Annotated in this window: 11 protein-coding genes, 1 tRNA gene, 2 rRNA genes and 1 pseudogene (1 of these 15 running past the window's edge); 6 read left to right on the top strand and 9 right to left on the bottom strand. The window is 60.7% G+C overall.

Features of this window, described 5'->3' with window-relative positions:
- From QF092_RS05870 to QF092_RS05850, 5 genes are all read left to right on the top strand, one after another.
- Window positions 1-1,363, top strand: a 23S ribosomal RNA gene (locus tag QF092_RS05870); it begins 1,469 nt to the left of the window's first position.
- 103 nt (window positions 1,364-1,466) lie between these two features.
- Window positions 1,467-1,581, top strand: a 5S ribosomal RNA gene (gene rrf / locus QF092_RS05865).
- Between the two features lie 60 nt (window positions 1,582-1,641).
- Window positions 1,642-1,718 (top strand) — tRNA-Met (locus tag QF092_RS05860).
- Between the two features lie 742 nt (window positions 1,719-2,460).
- The gene (locus QF092_RS05855; protein WP_281468515.1) at window positions 2,461-4,230 is read left to right on the top strand and encodes a sigma-54-dependent Fis family transcriptional regulator; all 1,770 of its coding nucleotides are present in this window, start codon (window positions 2,461-2,463) and stop codon (window positions 4,228-4,230) included.
- A 145-nt stretch (window positions 4,231-4,375) separates the two neighbouring features.
- The gene (locus tag QF092_RS05850) at window positions 4,376-6,175 is read left to right on the top strand and encodes an NAD(P)/FAD-dependent oxidoreductase (protein WP_281468514.1); all 1,800 of its coding nucleotides are present in this window, start codon (window positions 4,376-4,378) and stop codon (window positions 6,173-6,175) included.
- A 907-nt stretch (window positions 6,176-7,082) separates the two neighbouring features.
- Here the strand turns inward: QF092_RS05850 and QF092_RS05845 are convergent.
- From QF092_RS05845 to QF092_RS05810, 8 genes are read right to left on the bottom strand one after another with little or no spacing between them, the layout of a single operon-like run.
- Window positions 7,083-8,375, bottom strand: a complete 1,293-nt coding sequence (locus QF092_RS05845; RefSeq protein WP_281468512.1) for an aspartate ammonia-lyase — start codon at window positions 8,373-8,375, stop codon at window positions 7,083-7,085.
- On the bottom strand, window positions 8,372-9,199 hold the full coding sequence (locus QF092_RS05840) for an asparaginase (RefSeq protein WP_281468510.1): 828 nt from the start codon (window positions 9,197-9,199) through the stop codon (window positions 8,372-8,374). The genes QF092_RS05845 and QF092_RS05840 overlap by 4 nt, the downstream gene beginning before the upstream one ends.
- The gene (locus tag QF092_RS05835; protein WP_281468508.1) at window positions 9,199-9,903 is read right to left on the bottom strand and encodes an ABC transporter ATP-binding protein; all 705 of its coding nucleotides are present in this window, start codon (window positions 9,901-9,903) and stop codon (window positions 9,199-9,201) included. The genes QF092_RS05840 and QF092_RS05835 overlap by 1 nt, the downstream gene beginning before the upstream one ends.
- Window positions 9,896-10,663 carry an ABC transporter ATP-binding protein gene (locus QF092_RS05830; protein WP_281468506.1) on the bottom strand — a complete coding sequence of 256 codons (768 nt, stop codon included), beginning with the start codon at window positions 10,661-10,663 and terminating at the stop codon, window positions 9,896-9,898. The genes QF092_RS05835 and QF092_RS05830 overlap by 8 nt, the downstream gene beginning before the upstream one ends.
- The gene (locus tag QF092_RS05825; protein WP_281468505.1) at window positions 10,660-11,850 is read right to left on the bottom strand and encodes a branched-chain amino acid ABC transporter permease; all 1,191 of its coding nucleotides are present in this window, start codon (window positions 11,848-11,850) and stop codon (window positions 10,660-10,662) included. The genes QF092_RS05830 and QF092_RS05825 overlap by 4 nt, the downstream gene beginning before the upstream one ends.
- Window positions 11,847-13,085: a branched-chain amino acid ABC transporter permease gene (locus QF092_RS05820; RefSeq protein ID WP_281468504.1), complete on the bottom strand. Its 1,239-nt coding sequence runs from the start codon at window positions 13,083-13,085 to the stop codon at window positions 11,847-11,849. Before QF092_RS05820 ends, QF092_RS05825 begins: the two co-directional genes overlap by 4 nt.
- 13 nt (window positions 13,086-13,098) lie before the next feature.
- Window positions 13,099-14,337 carry an ABC transporter substrate-binding protein gene (locus tag QF092_RS05815; RefSeq protein ID WP_281468502.1) on the bottom strand — a complete coding sequence of 413 codons (1,239 nt, stop codon included), beginning with the start codon at window positions 14,335-14,337 and terminating at the stop codon, window positions 13,099-13,101.
- The gene (locus QF092_RS05810) at window positions 14,334-15,098 is read right to left on the bottom strand and encodes an aspartate/glutamate racemase family protein (RefSeq protein WP_281468500.1); all 765 of its coding nucleotides are present in this window, start codon (window positions 15,096-15,098) and stop codon (window positions 14,334-14,336) included. Before QF092_RS05810 ends, QF092_RS05815 begins: the two co-directional genes overlap by 4 nt.
- Window positions 15,099-15,158: 60 nt before the next feature.
- Between QF092_RS05810 and QF092_RS05805 the strand changes: the two genes are divergently transcribed.
- Entirely contained in the window at window positions 15,159-16,043 is an 885-nt protein-coding gene (locus QF092_RS05805) for a helix-turn-helix domain-containing protein (RefSeq protein WP_281468498.1), read from the top strand.
- A 309-nt stretch (window positions 16,044-16,352) separates the two neighbouring features.
- Here the strand turns inward: QF092_RS05805 and QF092_RS05800 are convergent.
- A pseudogene (locus QF092_RS05800) lies at window positions 16,353-16,499 on the bottom strand (IS5/IS1182 family transposase); the annotation flags it as partial.
- Window positions 16,500-16,529 lie beyond the last annotated feature (30 nt).

Here is a 16,529-nt window from a genome sequence, read left to right as displayed (position 1 = left end):
TATTCCTGGGCCAGGAGGATGTGACGGATCTCGACTGTAGTTTGCCCTTATCGGATTGGGTGAGCTGCTTAGAGGTCCCTGGAAATAGCCCTCCATCAGACCGTACCCTAAACCGACACAGGTGGACTGGTAGAGTATACCAAGGCGCTTGAGAGAACCACGTTAAAGGAACTCGGCAAAATGCTCCCGTAAGTTCGCGAGAAGGGAGCCCCGTCTGTAGGCAACTATGGGCGGGGGGCACAGACTAGGGGGTGGCGACTGTTTACTTAAAACACAGGGCTGTGCGAAGCCGTAAGGCGACGTATACAGTCTGACGCCTGCCCGGTGCTGGAAGGTTAAAAGGAGGGGTGCAAGCTCCGAATTGAAGCCCCAGTAAACGGCGGCCGTAACTATAACGGTCCTAAGGTAGCGAAATTCCTTGTCGGGTAAGTTCCGACCTGCACGAATGGCGTAACGATCTCCCCGCTGTCTCTAACGTGGACTCAGCGAAATTGAACTGTGTGTCAAGATGCACACTACCCGCGGTTAGACGGAAAGACCCCATGAACCTTTACTCCAGCTTTGCACTGGCATCAGGATTGTGATGTGCAGGATAGGTGGTAGGCATCGAAGCAGGGACGCCAGTCTCTGTGGAGCCTCCCTTGAGATACCACCCTTCGCACTCTTGATGTCTAACCGCGGCCCGTTATCCGGGTCCGGGACCATGCATGGTGGGGAGTTTGACTGGGGCGGTCGCCTCCCAAACAGTAACGGAGGCGCGCGAAGGTTGGCTCAGAGCGGTCGGAAATCGCTCGTTGAGTGCAATGGCAGAAGCCAGCCTGACTGCAAGACTGACAAGTCGAGCAGAGACGAAAGTCGGCCATAGTGATCCGGTGGTCCCAAGTGGGAGGGCCATCGCTCAACGGATAAAAGGTACTCTGGGGATAACAGGCTGATGATGCCCAAGAGTCCATATCGACGGCATCGTTTGGCACCTCGATGTCGGCTCATCTCATCCTGGGGCTGGAGCAGGTCCCAAGGGTATGGCTGTTCGCCATTTAAAGAGGTACGTGAGCTGGGTTTAGAACGTCGTGAGACAGTTCGGTCCCTATCTGCCGTGGGTGTAGGAGACTTGAGAAGAGTTGCCCCTAGTACGAGAGGACCGGGGTGAACGATCCACTGGTGGACCTGTTGTCGTGCCAACGGCAGTGCAGGGTAGCTATGATCGGACAGGATAACCGCTGAAGGCATCTAAGCGGGAAGCCCCCTTCAAAACAAGGTCTCCCTTGAGGGCCGTGGAAGACCACCACGTCGATAGGCCGGAGGTGTAAGCGCAGCAATGCGTTCAGCTGACCGGTACTAATTGCCCGATAGGCTTGATTTGATCCAGAAACAGCAAGGCTGTTCCTGAAACTCAAAAGCAATCTTGGAACAAATACTGATGTAAGGGGCGTGAAACAAAAACACGCCCCGTGCTCCTTCCTCGGTTTGGTGGTCATAGCACGAGCAAAACACCCGGTCCCATCCCGAACCCGGCCGTTAAGTGCCGTCGCGCCAATGGTACTGCGTCCTAAGACGTGGGAGAGTAGGTCACCGCCAAACCTAGAAAGAAGCACAAATCCCTCAACGATTCCAAAAACCAACCAAGTCAGACAAAAATGGCGCGGGGTGGAGCAGCCCGGTAGCTCGTCAGGCTCATAACCTGAAGGCCGCAGGTTCAAATCCTGCCCCCGCAACCAAAACTAATTCCTCAACAATATCAAAAGGTTCAAGTCCCGCGCCCGAAGCTTTTTGAATTTGGCCTCCAACCCTCGAACGATGCGCCGGAAGACCCGTCGCAATGCACAGGAGCGCTGCCGGAACGCCGTGCAGATAAAGCGATCCCGATCTTCGCTAGAAAGGCCGAGACGGTTCTCAATAGCGGCAAGCGCTAAGGGACGTGGACGCATCTTTTAAATGTCAGATGGCCAATGACACGCCACAGCGTCACTTGGAAACAGTCGCAGCACGCACCGTGCTTCAGTTTTGAATCCCTGCGACACACTGCATGTTGATCTCTGCCCGTGATGTCCTTGCTGGGAAGGAGTAGCAGGCGGGGGACAAGTAAGAGATCTGCACAAATTCCAAGACCCACTGTCCGCTTTCGACGAAGCGGACGTTTGCATCTTTAGCGACGTCTGAGTGGCGATGCCGGGCGTGGGAGGCAGGACCTGCCCAAAGCGGACCGACACTCGGTTCATTTGGGTGTCCGTTTCGTCGCCTGTCCTTCGTTGGACGATCCGCGCCTTTCGCGCAGTCCATCCGCCCGACGGATGAAGGTCAAAGCATTTCCCGCGCTCAAATGGCCCGGCAAAAGGAGCGTTTCACCTGAAGACATAAGCGAGCGCGTCGTCTTGGCTGATTTCGGATTTCGACGAAGGCACCATTGCCCCAGAGGGAGGAATGCATGATCCTGCACCACAGGCTTGAGTTGGAGTAGACATGTCCGACCTCTTGCATCTGCGGGAAATCGACGAGGTTCTGTCGGGGCGCGGCAGGGGGCGGGATGCGTTTGTCGAACAATCCTGGCGGCGCTGTGTTGAGCAATACGGAATGGATCCCGCCAAGCCGTCGCCTGCCCATATCGTGACCGAGGCGCGGCTGCGTGAGCACCGCGAACAATCCGAACGGCTGATCGCTATTGCCCGGAGTGGGCTTGAGGCGCTGTTTCGCCAGATTGCGGGGCAGAAATACGTGCTGCTTCTGGCCGATGCCAAGGGCGTGACAGTCGATTACTTTGGCGATCCGAAATTCCAAGAGGAATTGCGGGCGGCGGGGCTTTACCTTGGATCGGACTGGTCGGAGGATCTGGCGGGGACCTGCGGGGTGGGGTCCTGCATCGTGTCTAAGGAGGCGATCACGATCCATCAATCGGATCATTTTGACCTGACGCATACGCCCCTGTCCTGCACCGCCGCGCCGATCTTTGATACGGGCGGGAACTTGACGGCGGTGCTGGATATCTCGCTTCTGCGGTCGCCACAGCCGAAGATCAGCCAGAGCCTCGCGCTCAGCCTTGTGAAGGCGAGCGTGCGGCGGGTGGAGATGGCGAACCTGATGGCGATGAACCGGGGCGATTGGGTGTTGCGGTTTTCGACCAGCCCGGAATTTCTGGATGTGGACCCGGAGGCGGCGGTGGCGCTGGACGGGTCGGGGCGGATCATCGGGATGACACATGGGGCCGAGACGGTGCTGGCACGGCAGGCGGTGGGGCCGGTGATCGGAGAGCGGATCGACCGGTTCTTCGATCTGTCGGTGGACAGCTTGCCCGATCTGATGCGCGGGCGACCCACAGAGGAAAGGCTGATCCAGTTGCGCGACGGGCAGGGCATGTTCGGCCATGCCATCGCGCCGCAATCGGAACGGTTTCCTGCCGCCCTGCGTGGGGCGGTGCCGGTGCCTGGTGGGGCCTTTCAGGCCATCGGCGGGCCGGACCCGAAGGTGCAACGGATCGTGGCCGAGGCGGCACGTCTGGCCCCCACGCCCATTGCTGTGCTGGTCACGGGCGAGACGGGAACGGGGAAGGAGCGGTTGGTGCGCGCCATGCATATGGCGCAGGTGGGCAGCCGTCCCTTTGTCACCCTGCCCACTGCCGCGATAGGCGAGGTGGCCGCGCTGGCCGAGGCGGCGGCGGGCGGGACGCTGTTCATCGACGGGCCGGAGGCAATGAACGCGGAGGCGCAGGCGATGCTTCTGGCGGTTGTCGCGGGGTTCGATGCGCTGCCCCTGCGCCGCAGACCCCGGCTGATCACGGCGAGCGCCGCCGATCTGGGCGCGATGGTGCGGGCGGGGGCGTTCCGGGCCGATCTGTTCTTCCGGCTGGCAGCCGTGACGCTGACCCTGCCGCCGCTGCGTTTGCGGCAGGATTTCGACTGGCTGGTGGATCGGATGATGCGGCAGTTCGGGCATCTTCGGCCCGACAGCCTGCGCTTGTCGCCTGCCGCGCGGGCGGAATTGCAGGCGCGGTTTTGGCCGGGGAACCTGCGGGAATTGGCCAATACGCTGGAGGTTGCCATCGCCTTGGCAGAGGGGGCGGTGGTCGATCTGCCCGACCTGCCTCCTGCACCTCTGGCGGTGGCGGAAGAGGGCGAGTCGCTGGCCGAAGTGCTGGCGGCCTGTGGGGGGAACATGGCACTGGCCGCGCGACGGTTGGGGGTGAACCGGTCCACCATCCTGCGTCGGGCGCGGCGTGAGGGGCTGTTGCCGCAGTAGCGCCTTTGGGTCGTTGCGTGATTTGTTGCGCGTGCAACGCGAGGGCCGGGAAACTTTTTTGCGCGCGGCCTCGGGTGCGTCTGTCGCGTGACAGGGGGTGGGGATGGGGCACCCTTTCCGACACAAGAGCGAAAGGGAGGACGACATGCTCGACACGACTGCGAATGCTGAGGTGCAGGGGGTGCTGGACACGTTCGGTGCGGCGCTGGAGCGGGGGGATATCGACGCGGCGGTGGCCTGTTTTCAGGACGACTGCTATTGGCGCGATCTCGTGACCTTTACATGGAACATTCACACCAGCGAGGGCAAGGCGGCCATTGGCGGGATGCTGCGGTCGCAACTCGCGGCGACGAAGCCCAGCGGCTGGACGATTGCGGAAGGCGAGACGGCGTCGGAAGACGGCGGCGTAACCACGGCCTGGATCGAATTCGAGACGGGCGTGGCGCGGGGCTATGGCCTGATCCGCTTGATCGGGGGCAAGATCTGGACCCTCTTGACCACGATGGTAGAACTGAAGGGCCACGAAGAGCACAAGGGCTTCACTCGCCCGCTGGGGGCGAAGCACGGGGCGGGCAAGCATCGCCTGACCTGGAAGGAAGAACGCGAGGCCGAGGCGCGCGATCTGGGCTATACCAAGCAGCCCTATGTCGTGATCGTTGGTGGCGGGCAGGGGGGTATTGCCCTTGGTGCGCGGTTGCGGCAACTGGGCGTGCCCTCCATCATCATCGAAAAGAACGAGCGGCCCGGCGACAGCTGGCGCAACCGTTACAAGTCGCTCTGCCTGCATGACCCGGTCTGGTACGACCACTTGCCCTACATCAAGTTCCCCGAGAACTGGCCCGTCTTCGCACCTAAGGACAAGGTGGGTGACTGGCTTGAAATGTATACCAAGGTGATGGAGCTCAATTACTGGTCCAAGACCACCTGCAAATCCGCCAAGTATGACGAACAGTCCGGCGAGTGGACCATTGTCGTAGACCGGGATGGGCAGGAAGTGGTCCTGAAGCCCAAGCAGTTGGTCCTTGCCACCGGCATGTCGGGCAAGGCGAACCTACCCACATATCCGGGGATGGAGACTTTCAAGGGCGATCAGCACCATTCCTCGCGCCATCCCGGCCCAGATGCCTACCGGGGCAAGAAGGCGGTGGTGATCGGCTCGAACAACTCGGCCCATGACATCTGCGCCGCGCTTTGGGAAAACGACGTCGACGTGACCATGGTCCAGCGGTCATCCACCCATATCGTCAAATCCGACACGCTGATGGATATCGGCCTCGGCGCGCTTTATTCGGAACAGGCGGTGCGGTCGGGCATGACGACCGAGAAGGCCGATCTGATCTTTGCGAGCTTGCCCTACAAGATCCTGCATGAGTTCCAAATCCCGCTATATGAAAAGATGCGCGAGGTGGATGCCGAGTTCTATGCGGGGCTGGAGAAGGCCGGGTTCTGGTTGGACTGGGGGGCGGACGGGTCGGGCCTGTTCATGAAATACCTGCGCCGTGGCTCGGGCTATTACATCGACGTGGGTGCGAGCCAATTGATCATAGACGGCAAGATCAAGCTGGCCCATGGAAACGTGAAAGAGATCGTGCCCGATGGTGTGGTGCTGCAAGACGGCACCAAACTAGAGGCGGATGTGATCGTCTATGCCACTGGCTATGGCTCGATGAATGGCTGGGCGGCCGACCTGATCGGCAAGGACGTCGCCGACAAGGTGGGCAAGTGTTGGGGCCTGGGGTCGGACACGCCAAAGGATCCCGGTCCCTGGGTCGGCGAGCAGCGCAACATGTGGAAACCGACCAAGCAAGAGGCGCTGTGGTTCCACGGCGGCAACCTGCACCAGTCACGGCATTACAGCCAGTTCCTTTCGCTGCAGCTGAAAGCACGGATGGAAGGTCTAGACACGCCAGTTTACGGCGTGCCTGAAACGCACCATCTGGGTTGAGACCAGGCACGTGGTACGGCGCGAAAACGCCGTACCACCACGACTTGCTTACCCAAGTTCCGCCGATTTCTTCGATATTCAAAACTGGCAAGATAAGGCATGGCGAACTTCGCTGGCGAGCGCTGTATTCAGCAAATTAATGCCCTCATCTTCGATGCGCGCCTTGTACCTGTGACTGCGGCTCGGGACGGAACACGCATGTCACACTGAGGGGCGCTTGGGAGCAGATGGGCATGAGCTTTGCTGCGACCACGGACCTTGATGGTGAAATCGCGTCTGCCCGTTGCCCGCCTTGTGCCGGCGTTACGTCGTGTTCCACACAACCGGCCCAAATCGGCCATTGGAGGGAACGTCAGCGAAGGGCCGTTTCGAGCCCTTTGTGCCGGAAATTGGTTCTGCTACTGTCTCTCTACAGAAGGTGATACTGGGGAGGCTGCATGCGCAACCTAATTACGGGCACATTGTTGGCCACGTCAACGTTAGCCCATGGATTTTGGCGTGCGGGCAGTAAGTTACATCACTTCTTTGGGGCAATTCTCTTGGCAATCGTCGCAATTATTGTTTTGCCAATTTCTCTCATCAGACGAACGGCACGGGGAAGAACCTCCCGCTCCAAGACTGACGGCGAATAGCGGCTTCGTCCGGCTCAGCGAACGCCTGACGCAACCGATGACCCGTCTAACCTTAAGCGGATGAAAAAACGAGTTCCGGGCGGACAGTGGACGAATGCTTGCCTGGCAATTTGACACAGGATGGCAGGAAAAGCGGCCCTTGACGCAAGAACAGTAAGTAGTCTTGAGCCGCGGGCGCGATCCTTGGGGATTTGCCGGGGCAGAGTGCGGACTAGATGCGCGCTGTCAGAATTCTGTGCTCGCGCCGGAACGGCCATTGATCCGCGTGAACTCACCTAACTCTGCAGCAATTCCTTGGCCAGTTCCGCTGCCCGAGCATAACCGATCTCTGGAACCATGGCGGTCACGCGCGCCGTTGAGCGGTCAAGATGGGCACGGCAGGTGTCGGGGTTCGCAGTCAGACCGGCCACGCAAAGCTGGGCCAACGCCGTGGCGCCACGAGGAAGAAGGGTCAGCACCGTCAACAAGTTGTAGGCGATGATCGGCTCGAAGGCATTCAGTTGCAGCTGGCCCGCCTCTGCCGCCAGTGTCACGGTAAGGTCTGCCCCGATCACCTGAAAAGCGATCTGGTTGACCATTTCCGGGATCACGGGGTTCACCTTTCCGGGCATGATCGACGACCCCGGTTGCATCGCTGGCAAGGTGATCTCGCCCAACCCGCCGCGTGGACCCGAGGACAGAAGCCGAAGGTCATTGGCGATCTTGGACAGCTTTGTCGCCGTGCGTTTCAGCATCCCCGAGAACAGCACGAATGAACCGGTGTCCCACGAGCTTTCGATCAGGTCCTGCGCGGGGGTCAAGGGCAGTCCCGTCAACCGCGCCAGCTCTGGCACGACGGCGGCACGATAGGACTCCGGCGCCAATAGGCCGGTGCCGATGGCCGTGCCCCCAAGATTGACCTCAGCGAAAAGCCGGGGAATTTCGTCCAGTCGCTGCACGTCTTCTCGCAGCGTATTTGCAAAGGCGTTAAACTCTTGTCCAAGGGTCATGGGCACGGCGTCCTGCAACTGAGTGCGACCCAGCTTTTCGATCCCGGCAAATTCTGTTCCCTTGGTCGCGAAAGCCTCTGCAAGACCGGTCAGCGCAGCTTGCAGGCCAAGCGTCTCGGCCATCAGCGCAAGCCTGATCGCGGTCGGATAAACGTCGTTGGTGGATTGGCACAGGTTCACATGGTCATTCGGCTGCAAGACGTGATGCGCGCCGCGCGGATGGCCTAGGATTTCCAGAGCCCGGTTGGCCAGAACTTCGTTCATGTTCATGTTCGATGACGTACCGGCACCGCCTTGCAAAACATCGACGGGAAAATGCGCCATATGTGCGCCCTTGGTCACTTCATCGGCAGCCTGTATGATGGCGCGGGCCAGAGCAGGGTCCAGACGCCCCTGAGATGCGTTTACGGCGGCCGCCGCCCGCTTGACCTGTGCAAGTGCCCGGATCAGCGACGGGAAATGGCTGATGGGGATGCCGCTCGCGTGAAAATTGTCGATCGCGCGCTGGGTTTGAGCGCCCCAGAGCGCGTGATCTGGGATGTCTACAACCCCGAGCGAATCCTTGTCCTGCCGCATCATGACCCTTTCGAATGGTGGAGCCAAAGCCGGATGAAGGCCGCTTCAGCTGTTTCCAGCCCACCGTTCTGCACCCCAGACTCCCAAAGGGTGGCGCCTGCCGCATAGGCACCGGGGGCAAGGCCGCCGGTTTCACAGGCCGAAACGGCCCGCAGGGCACATCCGCGCGACTGAGCATCCGACAGAGCACGATATAGCGCCAGATCGGGCGGCGCGGTTCCCGCGCCGAAAACGCGCAGCACGCAACCGTCGAGTTCGGACAAGGCCGCGCGGACCATTGCTGGCGGAATACCTGGTGTCAGGGTCAAGATGCCTATACGGGCTGCGCCGAACCGGCGTGCTGGAGGTAGAGATGAGGGCGCCTGCGGCACCGCGCGAAAGCTGTCGGCGCCATGGCTGTCGTGTTTAACAAGGCCCGCCGCGGGGATCAGGCGTCCGGCGAAGGCCAGCCAGACGCCGGGGCCTGGCCGTGCCGACAGCGCAAGGTCAAGATTGCCCTCGGCATCGCCCCCGGTTCCCAGCGGGGCCATGGCGCCGCACAGGATGACCGGAGCGGCGCGACCGGCCAGCGCCTGGGAAAGAGCCGCGCCGGTATAGGCCATGGTATCAGTGCCATGGGTCACGACGACCGGATCGTCGGCGGTATCAATCAAGTCAAGCAGGAGGTTCCAGTCAGCCGCGCCGATGGCAGCGCTGTCGACCAGCGGATCAAGGGCCGTGACCCGCGCCCTTTCGCCGACGGCCGCCTCGACCAGCCCCGTTGCCGGGACAAGGCCTTGCGGCGACGGCACCATGCCGATCGTGCCGCCGGTATGGATCAGACGCATCAGCCCACCCAGAACGCTTTTTGCAGATCGCCGAACTCGGATGGCGGGCCTTCGAACTTGTTGCGCCCCAGTTCCAGCACATAGACATAGTCAGCGATCCGCAGCGCGTGGCGGATTTCCTGATCGACAAGCAGGATACCAAGATTGTCCCTGTCGCGCAGATCGCGCAGCATCTGATAGACCTCTTCGGCATAGGTCTTGGACAGGCCCGCCGTGGGTTCATCGACCAACAGGACCTTGGGGTTGCCCATCAGGGTGCGGCCGATCTCGATCATCCGCTGCTGCCCGCCCGAAAGCTGCCCCGACGGCTGACGACGCTTTTCCTTCAAGACCGGAAAGCGGCTGTATTGTTCGTCCAGCTTTTCCGCAATCCGGGCCTTGTCACGCCGGAAGGTCCATGCGCCCAAGAGCAAGTTTTCTTCGACCGTCATCTCGCGAAAGATGCCGGGATGCTGGGGGATATAGGCAAGGCCAAGGTTGATCCGCTCATGCGGGGGTACATCGATCAATGGCTTGCCATCCAGATGAATGGTGCCGCCATTAGGGCGCAGAAAGCCGTAGATTGCCTTGAGTGAGGTGGACTTACCCACCCCATTTGCACCAAGGATGGTGACGATCTGGCCTCGCTTCACATCAAGGTTCAGCGCCGAAAGAATGTTCAGGTCGCGGTAATAGCCGACGTCCATGTTGCGCACTTCAAGCATGGGTCGCCTCTCGCGTCAGCAGGCCAGTGCCGGACATGTCTTCTTCGACGCCCAGATAAGCATCGATCACGGCGGGATCATTCTTGACGAGGGCGGGAGGACCGTCGGCAATCAGATCGCCGAAGTTCAGCACCAGAAGGCGGCGGCAAAGGGTGAAGATCGATTCCATCTGGTGCGAAATCAGGATGATCGCCTTACCCTCGCCATTCACCCGCTCAATCCATTTGTAGATCGTGGCCATAAGGCTGGGGTGCACGCCGGCAAAGGGCTCGTCCAGAATGTAGACATCGGGATCGAGCATCAAGAGACGCCCCAGTTCCAACAGCTTCTGCTGCCCGCCAGATAGCGCGCGGCCATATTCGTTCCGCAAATGGTCGATGGTCAGAAAGGCCAGGATCTCGTTGGCCTTTTCCTCCATCGCCTTGCGGTTCACGCTTGCGTCCATGGCCATGGCGGGAACGTAGAGGTTCTCCAGCACCGTCATTCGGCGAAAGGCGCGCGTCACCTGAAAGGTGCGCCCCAACCCGGCGCGGGCGATTTCATAGGGGTGCAACGGGTCGATCCTTGTGCCGTTCAGCCGGATGGTTCCGCCGTCGGGTTTGATCGCGCCGTCCAGCACATTGGTCAGAGTCGTCTTACCTGCGCCGTTAGGACCGATTAGGCCGACCAGTTCCGGGCCTTCGATGCGAAAGCTGACGCCTTTCAACACCTCGTGGCTACCGAACTTCTTGCGGATGTCTTTGACGTCAAGGGTGATCATTTTGCCTCCTCCACCGCACGACGCTTGGCGACGGTTTCCGCGCCCACACCGCGCCGTTCGATCCACATCAGCGCGCCTTGGATCACCCCATTTCGCAGGAAACGCAGGGTCAGCATCAAGAGCAGGCCGAAGAAAACCAACCGCCATGTCGTCATGTCGACCTCAAAACCCAGAATGGTGAAATCTGTCCGCAGGAACTCCAGCGCGAAAGAGATCAGGATCGCGCCGATGGCCGCCGCCACCACGTTTTCGAGCCCTCCGATCACCGCCATTGCGATGACCAGCGACATTTGCAAAAGCACAATGGTGTTTGGGGTGATCAGGCCAACGTAATGCCCTTGCACCGCCCCAGCCGTCGCTGCGATGGCGGCGGTCAAAACAAAGACTGCGCGCTTCCATTTCACTGTATCGACGCCAAGCGCCTCGGCTGCATCCTCATCTTCGCGCAGGGACCGCAGGAACAGCCCGATCCGCGACCGCGCTACCCATAGAAGCAGCGCAAGTGTTGCAAAGAACAGCGCCAGCATGACGTAATAGGCGGGCAGCTTGGCCGCCGGGCCATAGGATGTGCCAAGGATGGTGATGCCATCGGGGAACAGCGGAGACATCGGCATTCCAGCCTGCCCGCGGGTCAGCCAGATCTCCGCCGACAGGACTGCACGGAGGATTTCCGAAAGCCCCACGGTGAAGAGCGCCAGATAGGCCGCACGCAGGCGAAGGACCAAGGTGCCGATCAGCCAGCCAGCCCCGCCACCGACGATTGCGCCGAAGGCAATCTGCAGAAGCAACGGAAAGCGGTTAACGGTTGCCCCTTCGGGCCATGTTGCACGGGCCGCTGTCAGACAAGCGCCGGCGTCGCCCGTGCCTGACGGGGGGAGAAGGACGATGTTGGTTCCAAATATCCCGAACTCGGTGCAGGTGCCCGTCGGCAGAGAAGTCAGAAAGACGTAATTGTCCAGAATCCCCGCGCCGTAAGCCCCCATGGCCATAAAGGCGAGATGGGCGAATGAGAACTGACCGCCATAGCCCGCCAGCAAGGCCCAGCTTGAGGCAAGAATGGCGTAGTAAAAGGCCGTGATCCAAAGATGCATCACGAAGTCATAGTTGCCTGCCGAATAGACTAACGGGAACAGGACCAGAATGGCCGCCGCGACATATCCGGCGATTTTGGGGGCATGGGAAATCATGCTTTCCTCCCAAATAGCCCCTGCGGGCGCAAGAGAAGGACAAGTGTCAGGATGATCATGCCATAGGCCGGCAGATAGGCCGCTGCCCGAGTCGGGTCAGGCACACAGCCCGCGCCCGCCGCTTCGACCAGACCAAGGATTAATCCTCCGATAAAGGCGCCTGGCAAGGATCCAAGACCGCCCAGAACGATGATGACAAAGGCGCGCAGTGCGGGAATGGCCCCAGTCTGGGGCAGCCAGGAAAAGGCCTGCACCAGAACCGCGCCAGCCAGCCCGGCCAGCATGCAGCCCAGCCCAAAGGCAAGCATATTCATACGCCCCGGATTGATGCCCGCGACCGCCGCCGCCTGCCGGTCCTGCGCCGTGGCCCGCAAAGCCCGGCCGGTCCAGGTGTTGTAAAGAAACCAGATCAGCGCCAGCAGCATGACCACCGATAGGATTGCCGCTGTCAGGCGGGGCGTCGAGATCGAGATCAAGTCGAAAAGCTTTATATTCGACCGGGTGGTTTCGATGATCGGCGCGCCTGCCGGCCATTCACTGCGCGGAAGTTCGAAGAAAGGTGAAGCCTTGACAGGGTTTGCCCCCGAAAGCCCCTGCACAAGATATTGCAGGAAAAAGGCCAGACCGAAGGTAACAAGGATCGCATATTCATTCGGACGCTCGACCTTTCCTGCATAGATCGGCGTGAAAAAGGCCCGCTCGAACGCCGCGCCGATGCCAAAGGTAACGGCACAGGCTGCGATCACAGCGGCGATGGGCCCAAGGCCAGGAGCCCAGACTTCGGTCATGTAGTACACCACCATGCCGCCGATCATGTAGAATTCGCCATGCGAAAAGCTGACGATACCGATGATCGAAAAGATCAGCGCCAGACCCAGCGCCATCAGCCCGTAGATCGTGCCCATGATCAGCCCGTTCACCAATTGCGAGGTGACAAAGGCCCCCGAGGTGAAACAGACATTGTCGGGGTCTGCCGCCTGAAAGGCGAAAAGAAATACCGCAACCACTCCGATCCAGGGCAGTGCCTGCCACGCTTGGGTCAGTGTCGGGGTTCGCAGGTAAAGCGGGACAAGGCCGAAAGGCCCCGTCGCCGCCCCGACCGCCACGCCGACTGTGCGGGCGGCAGTCACATCCAGATCGCGGGCAAGATAGGCGCGGTGGATGACCGCCCCGCCGATTGCCCCCCAAAGGACCATCCAGAGAATGGCCAAGGAAAAGAACCCCGGATGGTCCATGTGAATACCCCTCTTACTGCTGAACAGAGGCTGGCCAGATCGGCTCGCCCGTCTTGTAGGCCGGAGGGAAGACATTGGGCGCGTCCGCGGCCAGTTGTCCGGCTGCCTGATATTGCACCATGGTCACAGCAGGGTTTGGGAACTGGTGCCAGAAATAGTCGGCAACACCGGCGGTGGAGGGCGGGTTGGCGGAATTGTAGGGGAACGTGATCTCGCCCAGAACGCCTTGATAGGTGATGTTCTCCAACGCGGTGACGATGGCGTCGCCGTCTGTGGACCCGGCGATCTTCATGGCCTCTGCAAGGATCATGATCGAGTCGTAGGCTTCCATCGCATAGGATTCGGCCGCCGATTTGCCAGTCTTGGCGGTATAGGCCGCGACAAAGGCATTGGTCTTGTCGTTGTACAATGCGCGTGGCAGGCCAACGGCATTGACAAAGCACAGGTTGCCATCAGGCACGTTCTGCCAGAAAGCGCCGGATTCAAGCGCGGCCTGATCGCAGGTGGTGGGCAGATCCTGCGGGCCGATACCGGCCTCGGCGGATTGCTGGGTAAAGTTGTAGCTGGCCTCCCCCGTGAGCAACTGGATGATCATGTCCGGGTCTTCGGCCTTGATCCGCTCGATGATCCCGGAAAAATCCTGCGTGCCGATATCGACGGTGAAGACCGACGAGGCGATGCCCGCTTTGTCCAGCCCTGCCTTGGTCTGCTCGGACGCGGGCAGGCCGTAGTCGGTGTTTTCGGCGACCATCACCACCTTTTTCACCCCGGGCACCGTGGCGGCAAAGCTGGAAAAGATCGCGGCGACTTCGGACGACAAGGGGGCAATGCGGAAGATATGCTTGCGTCCTGCACCAGTGATCCCGTCGTTCCATGTCTCGGCATAGACCACCGGAATGCCGGCAGCATCGGCCACTTCCATGTTCGCCAGACCGACAGATGAGTGATACCCCCCGCCCACGGCCACAACACCATCTTGGGTGATCAGGCGTTCCATCACGGCGCGGCCGCGTTCGGGCAGCCCTTCGTCATCGGCCACCACGACCTGGACTTCACAACCCAACACACCCCCGGCTGCGTTGATGTCAGCTTCGGCAATCGTCATGGCATCCCGCATCGCCTCTCCGCCGGTGACGGCACCGGGGGCAGACAAGGGAGCAGTGGCACCGATCTTGATCGGGCAGGCGACTTGGGCGTTTGCGGCGCCCGCTGCAAGCGCAAGGGCGCCTGCTGTCAAAAGCAGTTTCTTCATGCGTCGTTCTCCTGTTGGGCGGGGGTCATGGTGGCGCGGTCCCCTCCCGCAAGGGAGCGCGCGACAAGCGCGTCGGCGACCAGATCGGTCACATCGACGAGCGTCTTCGAGGTGGGGAAATCGGCAATCAGCGGCAGTTCGGTGCAGGCCAGCAGAAGAGTATCGGCCTGCATCGCCTCGACAATCCGGGCAAAGCGCGGGCGCAGGCCCGGATCTGCCGAGCCAAGCCGTTTCACGTCATAGATCAGATCCTGCAACGCGCCCAGGTCGGCGGGCGTTTCGATTTCGACCAGGCCGGCAAGGTCTCGATAGGCCGACCATGCGCCCATTTCGGTTACAGGTGCGGCACCCAGAAGACCAAGTCGATGAATTCCAGAACTTGGAATCCAATCGGCGACCACACCGGGGAAGCTGACGAAATCCGCCGTCAACCCAAGGCTCGCAATGCGGGGTGCGAACCAGTTCAACGTATTACAGGCAATCGCCCATGCGTCCGACTGCGCCGCAATGCGGGTGGCTGTGCTTTGCATCGCTTCCCATACCGGGCCTTCATTGTTCGCAAGGTCCATCGACAGCCCAAGCTGTGGTTCGGACAACACGACCACGCGCGGCGCATCAAGATCGCCGCGGAAAGCCGGACCCAGAACGGCAGCATTGCGGCGTAGGATCTTGGCCCAAAGGTCAATTCCCGCTTCGGGGCCCGAGCCCGCGACGATCCCAATGGTGGCGCGGCGCGGCGCGACGCGGGCAGTCCTGTCCATGAAGCACATCCCCGAAGGTTGGGGTCTGATGCCCCTTGGCCAACAGACTGGCGCCAGGTCGTGTCGCTTGACAATTTCGCAAACCGTTACACTTTGATGCATTCCGATGCTAAAACAGGGCCAAATAGTATCATGTCAGATCTATCTACAAATTTGCGCCTGCTGTGCAGCTATCGACCGTCCATCTCGACGGTGGCCCGGGATCTCGGATTGAACCGCAGTCAACTGAACCGCTACCTGGCGGGAACCTCCTCTCCACGCACCGCGCTTTTACGGCGAATTTGCGATTACTTCGGCGTGGAGGAATATGAGGTCCGGCTGCCACCGCCCGATTTTGCGACCATCGTGAAGTTGCGCGGCCTGTCGTCCGACAACTTTTCACGCGTCTTGCGGATGCATTTCGACCGAATTCTCGCGCGCAATGACCCCCGCATCTTTCAGCTTTCGGGAAGCTTTTTCGAATATTACTGGTCGATGTCCACGCCGGGCATGGTCATCCGTTCGCTTGTGAGTTTCGCGCCTGAGGGAGAGCATCTCTTCTATAGGCGCCTTGAACGCATCGGCGATCCCAAGGCCGTCGTTACTCGACATTTCCGTTATCAAGGCCTTGCCCTTATGACCGGCGACCGGGTGTTCATGAACGACTACGAGACCGGCGCCGGAATTGAGGTGACGCAGACAGTGCTTTACCCCGACTACAGCTTTCGCTGGCGGGTGCTGCATGGGGTGAAGGTCGGCGTCTCGGCCAATCGTGATCATGTGCCCTGCGCTGTGCGCACCTATCTGGAGCGCACGCCCCCCCGCGCGAACCTGATTGCCAACCTACGCCGGGTTGGACTTTTGGCCCCGGATGATCCTGATCTTCCTGAACATATTCTGCCGATGATCGACAACCGCACGTCGGGGCCATTCGGGTTTCAGGCGCATAACCCTTCGATCCTGTAGTTTAACCCACTGCCTTTCGATCATCGATGCCAAGGAGCGTGGACAAAGGAGTGCCGAAGCATCGTCAGCCCAGGCGCGATCGGTGATCAGCGCGGGACGCATGCAGGGGGCGTAACTCTACCTTCGACCGGCCGGTATAAGGAAAGCCGCGAGAAACGAAATCTCGGGTTCAAGCGACCTTTTCTGCCGAGGCTGTGTGGAAACGTGGTGGCGATATCCAGGGCGCGGGAGATCGGAGCATTTCCGGAGATTAGGTTCGCCATGAGCGCACAGCACGTTCACCGTGCCTCTTGGAGGAGAACCTGACGGCCACCGGCCGGTCAGGTCTTCGCCTGCCGGGCAGCCATAGACAGCCCGTTCGGCGTCATAGATAAGGTCCGCCTGCACATAAATCCCCTTGGCCGCATGGTCCGAGGTCGCGGGCCGCTGCGGCACGGTTGTGGTGATGCCCGCCTCCGCATGACCTGCGGAAGTCTACCACATCGG

This window comes from Fuscovulum ytuae (assembly GCF_029953595.1).
GTDB lineage: Bacteria > Pseudomonadota > Alphaproteobacteria > Rhodobacterales > Rhodobacteraceae > Paragemmobacter > Paragemmobacter ytuae.
This window is presented reverse-complemented; position numbering and strand designations above follow the sequence as displayed.